Raw genomic sequence first — 9,563 nt, forward strand, 5'->3', positions numbered from 1 at the left:
CATCAATATCCTTCTGCGGGACGACGGAACAAACGGGCTAGGAAACCGCCGGCCAACGCTTCGCCGGCAGAAGGGATCACACCCAGGATGGGGACGTCGGCAAGGCTGGCGAGATCGTCCTCGCCGCGCACCCGCCTGTCCGCCAGCTCGATCAGAAAGGCACTGCCGACCCCAAGCACGCCACCGACGATGATCGCCAGCAGCAGGTTGACCAGCAGGCGCGGGCCGGACGGCCACAGGGGCACGGTCGCCGGCGTCAGCACCGCGACGTTGGTCTGCTGCGTCTGGCTTTCCAGGCTGGTGGTGGCCAGACGCTGGGTGACCAGGTCGTAGGCACGCTGGGCCGCCTCTACATCGCGCTGGAGCACGGCAATGCTGTCGCGGTGAGCCTTCAACTCGAGCACCCGCGCCTTCTGGGCCTCGACAGCCGCCGCGATTTCCTCCTCCCGCGCCGCACTGATCCGGCTGGAGGTGCCGAGCGAAGCCGCGATCCGTTGCGTCTCCGACCCGATCCGCTGGCGCAGGGAGCCGATCTCCGCTGCCACCTTGCCCACCTCGGGGTGATTCGGGCCCAGTCGGCCCCGCAGTTGATCGCGCTCGGCTTCCTTGCGGGCCAGTTCGGCCTTGAGATTCGAAATCAAGGGGCTCTGAGTGACTTCCGGCAATAGCTCCGCCGCGCCGGATTGGCTCTGCCGGGACCGGCTGTCCGCCCGCAGCCCCTGGACAGCGACAAGCTGCGAGGACAGCTCCGCCAGCCTGGCCGTCTCCACGTCCAGGCGTCCGTCGGAGGCGATGATCCGATGCTGCTGCTCATAGTCGGACAGCCGCTTCTGTGCCGCCTCCAGATCGTCGCGCAGCCCCTTCGTCCGCTCATCGAACCAGTTCGCGTACTGGCGGGCCGGTTCCACTTTCAACTCGAGCGCGGTATCGATATAGGCCTGGGCAAAGGCGTTGACCACCATGGCCACGAATTCTGGATTGCTCCCGGTGTAGGAGAGCGTGATGACATTGCTCTCCCGTGCAGGCTTCACGTCCAGCCGCGACTTCAGCGCCGAGGCGAGCCATACCTTGATGCCTCCCCTGCCCTCCGTCGCCTCCTGCCACATCTCCTGGAACTGGGGCTGCTTGTCCAGCCCGGTGATGTCTATCACCCGCTGGGCGACACGATCCGAGCCGATGATGTCCACCTGGGTGGCGATATAGCTCGCCATCATCTGCGACGGGATCATGTTGCCGAGTATGGGATCGGCGGACTTCGCGTCGACCACCAGCGCGGCCTGCGCGGTGTATTTCTTCGGCAGGATCAGGCTCACCGCTGCCGCAGCCAGCACGACGATGGCAAGCACCCCGCAGATCACACGGAAGCGGGCGCGAAGGATGAGTAGGAATTGCTGTAAGGTCATGCGTCACCCCGCTTCAGAACAGGCTTTCCTTGACGTAGATAACGTCATTCGGCTGCAGCAGATCATCCAGGCTGGGCTCGATCACCTTCACGGCGCCATCGGCATCGCGGCGGTGGATGCGCAACCCGCGAACCGTTCCACGCAAGGTCGTCCCGCCACCGGTGGCGAGCCCTTGCATCACGCTCATGCTGCGCTCCAGGCGATAGGCCCCCGCACGCTGCACTTCGCCATAGATGTAGAACACGCTTTCCTTTGCGGCGTAGATCACGTCTCCGCCGGACAGCAGCACGTCATCGTCCTCATTGCCCGGCTGGAACAGTGCCGCGATGTCGATCTCGCGGCGAAACCGCTTGCCATCACGCGTTCCGACCAGCACCACCACGTCAGCACCACCATTGGCGATGCCACCGCCGGTCGCCAGCAGGTCGGTCACGCGCAGGTTGAAAGTCTCCAGCGGATAGCGCCCCGGCTTGTTCACATGACCAAGCACGGCGACCTGATTGCCGCGAATCTGCACCGGCAGCACCGTCACCTGCGGCTGCAGGACAAATCCACCGCGTTTCAGGCGATCCGCAATCAGCGCCTCCGCCGCGGAAACCGTCTTGCCGCCCACGGCAACCGCGCCGATCAGCGGAAAGGTGAGCATGCCGGTCTCGGAGACTCGCCCTTCCGTGGTCAGATCCGGGTTCTGGAACACCGAGATGCGCACGATGTCCCCGGCACCCAGGACGTACTCACGTGAGCCATCCGCCGCCTGACTTGCCAGCGAAAGGCACTGCAGAAACAGGAACAGAAGAAACGAAAACGTACGGAGCGATGTGGAAGACAGCATTCGAGCCATGCCCTTGTCGTTGAAATTATGTTCTCGGCTACAGAGCGGGACTGCTTACTCCGCCGCGCCCTGGTGATGCTCCAGCGCGAGCCGTGCCGCATCCACCTCAGGCTCCCCTCCCTGGGCATATTCGATTTCCGCCCCGGCCCGCAATCTCTTCAGCTCGCTCCGGGCCAGTTCCACCTTGCGGGAGTTGCTGATGTAGCGCTCGATCAGCGGCCGCGCCTCCTGCTCGCCGATCGGCTTCAGATGCGAAGCGGCGAGATGGATCAGCGACACCCCTTTGTCACTTTGGCTGAGCGCCATCTGGCCGTCCTTCATGCGCGCGAAGGCGGGGAGGTTCTCCAGCGGCAGTTCCTCGGCCGGCTTTACTGCGCTTACGCGGTGGTAGGCGATGCGCTCCGCGTCCAGCCAGTCCGTCACCTGCTGCAGGTCAGTAGCCTGTTCCACCAGCAGGCGCAGCTGGTCGAAGCGCTCCCCCATGGGCGGGAGTTGCAGCTCTTGCAGGCTGTAGATGCGGCGCTCAGCAAAAAGCGCCGGGTTGTCCCGGTAGAAAGCAGCGACTTCGGCTTCCGAAGGAGGGACGCTCTCATTCGTCACCTGCTCCAAGTAAGCGCGGGCAAGGATCTCCCGGCGCGCTGCCTCGATCGAGTAGAGAACGCGCGGATCCTTATCCAGCCTCCTGTCCCTGGCTTGCTGAACCATCAACTCCTGATCTATCAGCCGCTCCAGCACTTTCTCGTCTGCACGGCCATTTGCCAGTCCGGGTACAGCATTGCCATGCTCCAGCACAGTCTTTAACTCGTTAGCCTGAATCTCCCTGTCGTTCACCTTGGCGACCACGTCAAAGGCCGCCCGACCATCGGCCTCGCCCTTGCTGCATGCAACCAGCGTCAGCGAAACCAACAACACGGATGGCAAAGCCAAACGTCCAAGTCGAAGCATCGAGTAATCCGCAGAAAGGGCTCGAGAACCTGTGCACCGCAAAAGGCGCTAGCCAATGCGGTGCACAACAATCAGCGAGCAATAAGACGACGTCGGGCGATCAGCGCAAACAGGCCAAGCGCACTCAACAACAACGGAGAGATTCCCGCCTCCGCCTCTTCCCTGTCTGCCAGGGAAAAACGAAGCGCAACGCGATCTGCGAAGGTCGCAGCCTCGCCCTCAAGGGAGCGCGCAATGGAAACGATCTTTCCGCCGCCCCCTGAACTATCTATAACCAAGGAATTAGCAATTCCAGCAGAGGAAGGAACCGCAGCCTCCCTGATTGCGACTACCGAACCCACACTATTCGATGAATGAAGGTTCAGCTCGCTGACCAATAACGACTGGGCAGAGTACTGCCCTTGGTCGTAGCCTGAAACGACCTCATTGCCTTGCAGTCCAAGCGCGTTGGCGCTGCCCCCCGGCAAGATCCATATCACCCCAGCCGCAACAAGAATCAGCTTCTTCCTGATGGAGGACATAACCGCCACCTCTCTTAAGCAATATGGGGACTGAAGCCATTGCCGGCCTCAGAGCGTCTGAGGACATCGAATGTGTCCTGACTTTCGGAAATTCCACCGCACAAAGCGTCAAATATTGCTGTGCAACATAGCAATCAATACGGGTAGCGTCAACGATTCACAAACACCGTTTCAATTGCGTTCATTTCTGCTGACACCCATGCAGTCAAGATTGAAAATCTCCACAGGAAAATGGTAGTGGACCCTTTGTGCAGCGCACCGACTTAGTGCTGAACGCCCCATCTCGATGCAGAAATAAGCAAACACTTAAAAAAGGAAACGCATCGACAGCGCTCCCGAATTGGCGTCATAGCGGTTTAGTACTTCCGATGCATTCCGCTTCTGCCTTTGCACCGTCAGCAGAAAAGACAGCGCCCGCATTGGCTTGTATTCCAGGGACAACCCGTAGCGCCGACTACTATCCGCATCCCGCGAAGCGACAACATTGGACGCCTGCAACTGTGGGTCGCCCCCATAGTCCCGTCTGCGCCACTCCAGCCCGGCGCCCAAAGTCATCTTGTCGGTTAGCGCCCACTTTGGCGCCAACACCACCGCCTCGGTAATCGCGTAGTTCGCGGCGACGTCCTGCTGAGCGCCAACCTCCCTGCGTATGCTCAGAGAAACTGAGCTTTTGGCCGTCGCCTTCCAATCGACTCCCAGCCGGCCAGTGGTACCCGTGAAGTCCCGGTTGGGCGCAAACCTGTACTCCAGACGCGTACGCCCGAGGAACCCGGAAACACGTGTGGCACCAGTCAGTTGCCACTCCCCCCCCAGCCTGATCTCGTGCTGCTCGTAATCCCGGATCGAGCCCGCCTCAGCAGGACGGTTGGGATAGCGTCCGCTTGTCTCTCTCACGGTGAAGATGACACGGTTCTCGGTGGGCGGCCGATAGGTCAGGTTGAAGTCGACGGTATCGGCGTCGAAATCGCCAATGCGGCTGTTCTCTTCGTCGAAGCGACTCTTGGTATGCGCGAACCCAACGCCGGTGGCCCACCGCGGGTGCCACCAGAAATCCGCAGTGGCCGCAGACCGGACATAGGTATTGATATTCAACTCCGACCCGCGCACCTCGTCGAATCCAGTCATGCTCTCCCGATACATATGACTGACCAACCCACTCCAGCGGTTTCCAAGTTGCCAGTCCCAATAAAAACGGGCATCCGGGCTGTCATGGTCCAGATCGCCGTGTTCCTGATAGCGGGAACTGGTCAGGCCGACATCCGCACGCAAGCGCTGCCTGCTGTACTCATGGTCGAAACGCAAGCCGACGCCGGTGGTACTGATAGTGTCATGGCGCGTCCCTCTAGGCACCTCTGCCTCATCAGACAAACGATATAAATTGTCTTCATACCGGAAAGACTGACTCACGTAGAAATTCAAGGCATCTCCTTCGTCCGCAAGTGCACCATCAATCCCCACAGCGACAACCAATGGCACGACACTAAAGATGGGCCAGGAAGGTTTCATTCGGATAACGAAGTCCATGTAGAAGATCAGTCTAGCGGAGGCACTTGGCAGCTCGCCCTTATCCTTGTAAGCGCCTTAGGTCATCTCGAAAGGTTTAATGCGGCGACTTGCTACCACCTTGGATCAGGAATGTCAGTTGCTAACCGCCAAGGAAAAAATTCAAGAGAAATCAATTTAACCACATGAATAATAAGAGAATAGAAAATCACAAACAGATATTTAACCCGCCAGGCCTTCCTAACAATTATGTTACATCGCACTATGGATGAGAAAAGATCATCGCAATCATTTTCTTACATCTCGCCATTCATCAACCGCCTCCAGCATGAGATCCTCGGCCACCCCGACGGCATCTGCCGGATTGCAAGGCGGCGCAGGGCTGCTATAGTAATCAACATGCTGCGCCGCACAACCATAAAGTGCCCGAGATTATGCTTGCGACCCTAGACAGAAAAGGGAATAACCTCCTTCGCAATAGCTTCACGATTGCGGGATTGGCCGAAGCCTTCCTTGATCCCCTTGTTGTAATTGTGGTTTTGTTGGGCTGTGCGTTTTATTACGACGAACGTTTAGGCGCTCCCTTTATTTTGCTGAGCGTCTTTGCTTTCTCATTGACCTTTCCGGGCAATATCCAGCTCCATGAATCGCCAAAACGCATAGTCCGGAAAGTTGCCATGAACTGGCTGCTTTTTCTCGCGATTGTGGGGGGCTTCGGTTACGCAAGCGGTTATCTGCGCTACTTCTCCGAGCCTCTCCTGCTCGCTTGGGGAGCCGTGACGCCCCTTGCCCTGATCGGAGGTCACCTCGTCGCTCGCCTGGCCATTCCGAAAGTTATATCGATGGGCGCTCAGCGGGTGGCCGTCGTCGCCGGTGTGAACGAAATCGGGCTCAAGCTGGCGCAGCAGTTTCAGGAAAACCCCTATCTAGGGACCCAGGTGCTGGGCTTCTTCGACGACCGCTCTCCGAAGCGTCTTCCGTCCGGCGAGGAAACTGCACCGCTTGGTCGCCTTTCGGAACTTGCCGAGTTCGTGAAACGACATCAGGTCGATGCCATCTATCTCGCCTTGCCGATGGCAACCCAGCCTCGCATCCTGGCTTTGCTGGACGACTTGAAGGACACCACCGCCTCCATCTACTTCGTGCCGGACATTTTTGTCACCGACCTGATCCAAGGCAGGGTGGACACTGTCGGAGGCATGGCGGTGGTCGCTGTCTGCGATACGCCTTTCACTGGCGTCAACAACCTGATTAAGCGCCTGTCTGACATCGTGCTATCCAGCCTCATCCTGCTGATGCTGACCCCCATCCTCTTGGCGTTGGCCATCGGGGTCAAGCTGTCGTCCCCGGGGCCCGTCATCTTCAAACAACGTCGCTACGGTCTGGATGGCAAGGAAATCCTGGTCTACAAGTTCCGCTCCATGACGGTATGCGACGATGGCGCCGTGGTCAGGCAGGCCACGCGCAACGACCAGCGTATTACTCCGTTCGGTGCTTTCATCCGCCGCACCTCGCTGGACGAGTTGCCTCAGTTCTTCAACGTCCTGCAGGGCAGGATGAGCATCGTGGGTCCGCGACCGCATGCGGTGGCTCACAACGAGACCTACCGCAAGCTGATCAAGGGCTATATGGTCCGCCACAAGGTGAAGCCTGGTATCACCGGCTGGGCGCAAGTGAACGGCTATCGGGGCGAAACCGAGACGGTAGACAAGATGGAAAAGCGGATCGAGTACGATCTGGAGTACCTGCGCAACTGGTCTCTCGGTCTTGACCTGTGGATCATCGTCAAGACCTTTTTGCTGGTCATTAAGGACCGCAACGCTTACTAGCGATCCTCAGGATCACCAGCCAAGAGAAGGGGAATACCTCCCTTTCCCTCTCAGCCGTTGCTCGGAAAAGCAAACTGCATGCGTTCCAGCCCCCCGCGCGGCCAGCGCTGAGTGATCGTTTTACGGCGTGTGTAAAAGCGCACGGCATCCGGGCCATAGGCGTACAAATCGCCAAAAAGCGAGCGCTTCCAGCCCCCAAAACTCTGGCAGGCTACCGGTACCGGCAAGGGCACGTTGACGCCCACCATTCCCACTTGCACAGCGTCGGAGAACAGTCGGGCGACCGCGCCATCACGAGTAAAGACGCAGCTTCCATTGCCAAACTCATGAGAGTTCACCGCGTCGATTGCCTCAGCCAACGTTTCCACCCTGAGGATGGCAAGCACCGGCCCAAAGATCTCCTCGCGATAGATGCGCATCTCCGTGGTGACATGGTCGAACAACGTCCCGCCCAGGAAATAGCCTGGCCCATTCGCAACCGGGGCAAGACGTCCGTCCACGACCAGGAGAGCGCCCTCTTCCTTCCCCAAGCGGATATAAGTGCTCACCTTTTCCTTGTGCTCCGCCGTCACCAAAGGCCCCATGTCCCGCCCTTTGGTCGCGCCGTCACCTATTTTCAAGGACTCGACCTTGCTTGTCAGACGCCGTACAAGTTCGTCGGCTAGTTCCTGCCCCACCGCGACAACGACCGAGATCGCCATGCAGCGTTCGCCGCAGGAACCATACGCAGCCCCCATCAGCGCATTCGCCGCCGCGTCCAGATCAGCATCCGGCATCACGACCGCATGGTTCTTCGCCCCTCCGAGCGCCTGCACCCGCTTGCCCTTTGCGGTGGCGGTAGCGTAGATGTACTCCGCTATCGGAGTCGAGCCGACAAAGCTCACCGCCTTCACTCCTGGATCCACGAGCAGCGCGTCCACTGCCTCCTTGTCCCCATTCACGACATTGAAAACGCCAGGCGGGGCACCTGCCTGGCTCAGGAGTTCCGCCAAGATCATCGCAGTGGATGGATCCTTCTCCGACGGCTTCAGCACAAAGGTATTGCCGCATACCAGGGCCATAGGGAACATCCACATGGGTACCATCGCCGGGAAGTTGAATGGCGTAATACCGGCGACAACACCCAATGGGGGGAACTCCGACCAGGAGTCGATCTCGGGCCCGACATCCCGGCTGTGCTCTCCCTTCAGAAACTCCGGCGCCCCGCAGGCATACTCAACCACCTCTATTCCTCGAGCCAGTTCCCCTTGGGCATCCTCCCAGACCTTGCCATGCTCCTTGACGATGGCCGCAACCAGTCGGTCGGCGTTCTCTTCCAGCAAGACCTTGTAGCGAAAAAGGATGCGCGCCCGTTTCAAGGGAGGCATCGCGCGCCAGGCAGGAAAAGCCGCTTCTGCGGCGGCCACGGCGCGTGACACCACCTCCGCGCTAGCCATCGCGACTTCACAGATAAGCTCGCCCAATGCGGGGTTGAACACCGGCTTTGTCCTGCCTTCTCCAGGTTGAATCCGGCCGTCGATGTAGTGGCCAAGTATCTTCATGGCGAGCGCACCCCTGTTTTGAATTGGGAGGTCTTGGACTGGATGGGGAAACTGCTTCAGCGCAGCCTGCGGAGTGCCTTCCGGACACAGTCGAAGATGCGTTCCAACTCATCTTCTGCAGAGTTCAGGAAGGGCGCGAACTGCAGCGTATCTCCACCATTGCGGATCACTACGCCCTGCTCGAAACAATCCTGGAAAGCCTCGAAACCTCGAACGCCCGGCGCCCCCTCCCTGGAGGCCAGTTCGATGCCGCCCATTAGGCCGATATTACGGATATCGACCACATGCGGCTCCTCACGCAGGCCGTGCAGCGCCTCCTCAAACCGGAGTTCGAGAGCCTTGGCCTGTCTGAAGCTCTCCTCCTCCTCGTAACTCGCGAGCGCCGCAAGTCCAGCTGCTGCCGCAACGGGATGTCCCGAATAGGTGTAACCATGGAAGAACTCAATCGCCTCTTCCGGCCCCTGCATCAGGGCCTGGTAGATGCTTTCTCTAACGAGCACGGCTCCCATGGGAATCACACCATTGGTGATTCCCTTCGCCACGGTCAGGATGTCGGGCAATACGCCGAATCGCTCGGCGGCAAAAGCAGTTCCGACTCTGCCAAATGCGGTAATGACCTCATCGAAGATGAGAAGAATACTGTGGCAGTCACATATTTCGCGCAAGCGCTGCAGGTAACCCACGGGTGGCACCAGGATGCCGGTTGAACCCGCCACTGGCTCGACGATCACGGCTGCAATACTGGAGGCGTCGTGCAACTGCACCAGCCGCTCCAGATCATCCGCCAAGTGTGCCCCCCAGGAAGGTTGTCCACGGCAGTAAGCCATCTCGGAACGCTCATAGGTATGCCGGAGGTGGTCGATACCGGGCAGCAGAGAGGCACTGAAGGCCTTGCGATTAGCGCCGATACCCCCCACCGAAAGGCCGCCGAAATTGCCTCCATGATAAGCACGTTCACGGCCTATCAGGCGCGTCCGCCCCCCCTCCCC

Annotated in this window: 8 protein-coding genes; 1 reads left to right on the top strand and 7 read right to left on the bottom strand. The window is 59.6% G+C overall.

The genetic code is table 11. The features are described from left to right. Positions 1 to 2: 2 nt before the first annotated feature. The 5 genes from epsF to epsL all read right to left on the bottom strand — a co-directional run bounded on the left by epsF (position 3) and on the right by epsL (position 5,207). On the bottom strand, positions 3 to 1,403 hold the full coding sequence (gene epsF / locus GRF61_RS15630; RefSeq protein WP_169151559.1) for a chain length determinant protein EpsF: 1,401 nt from the start codon (positions 1,401 to 1,403) through the stop codon (positions 3 to 5). A gap of 13 nt (positions 1,404 to 1,416) precedes the next feature. Beyond that, positions 1,417 to 2,244 carry a polysaccharide export protein EpsE gene (gene epsE, locus GRF61_RS15635; RefSeq protein ID WP_211166006.1) on the bottom strand — a complete coding sequence of 276 codons (828 nt, stop codon included), beginning with the start codon at positions 2,242 to 2,244 and terminating at the stop codon, positions 1,417 to 1,419. A 45-nt stretch (positions 2,245 to 2,289) separates the two neighbouring features. Further along, a complete protein-coding gene (locus GRF61_RS15640; protein ID WP_169151560.1) occupies positions 2,290 to 3,180 on the bottom strand; it encodes an EpsD family peptidyl-prolyl cis-trans isomerase in 891 nt (296 codons plus the stop codon). A gap of 71 nt (positions 3,181 to 3,251) precedes the next feature. Beyond that, entirely contained in the window at positions 3,252 to 3,701 is a 450-nt protein-coding gene (locus GRF61_RS15645; RefSeq protein ID WP_169151561.1) for a hypothetical protein, read from the bottom strand. Positions 3,702 to 4,007: 306 nt separating this feature from the next. Then, on the bottom strand, positions 4,008 to 5,207 hold the full coding sequence (epsL, locus tag GRF61_RS15650; RefSeq protein WP_169151568.1) for an XrtB/PEP-CTERM-associated polysaccharide biosynthesis outer membrane protein EpsL: 1,200 nt from the start codon (positions 5,205 to 5,207) through the stop codon (positions 4,008 to 4,010). A 494-nt stretch (positions 5,208 to 5,701) separates the two neighbouring features. On the opposite strand from epsL, the gene GRF61_RS15655 reads away from it, so the two are divergent. Beyond that, on the top strand, positions 5,702 to 7,033 hold the full coding sequence (locus tag GRF61_RS15655; RefSeq protein WP_169151562.1) for an undecaprenyl-phosphate glucose phosphotransferase: 1,332 nt from the start codon (positions 5,702 to 5,704) through the stop codon (positions 7,031 to 7,033). Between the two features lie 50 nt (positions 7,034 to 7,083). Here the strand turns inward: GRF61_RS15655 and GRF61_RS15660 are convergent, their stop codons facing one another. Next, positions 7,084 to 8,574, bottom strand: a complete 1,491-nt coding sequence (locus GRF61_RS15660) for a CoA-acylating methylmalonate-semialdehyde dehydrogenase (RefSeq protein ID WP_169151563.1) — start codon at positions 8,572 to 8,574, stop codon at positions 7,084 to 7,086. A gap of 56 nt (positions 8,575 to 8,630) precedes the next feature. Then, positions 8,631 to 9,563 (bottom strand): aminotransferase class III-fold pyridoxal phosphate-dependent enzyme (locus tag GRF61_RS15665; RefSeq protein WP_169151564.1); only part of this gene is annotated, 933 nt, incomplete at its 5' end.

This window comes from Azoarcus sp. TTM-91 (assembly GCF_012911025.1).
Taxonomy (GTDB): domain Bacteria; phylum Pseudomonadota; class Gammaproteobacteria; order Burkholderiales; family Rhodocyclaceae; genus Azoarcus.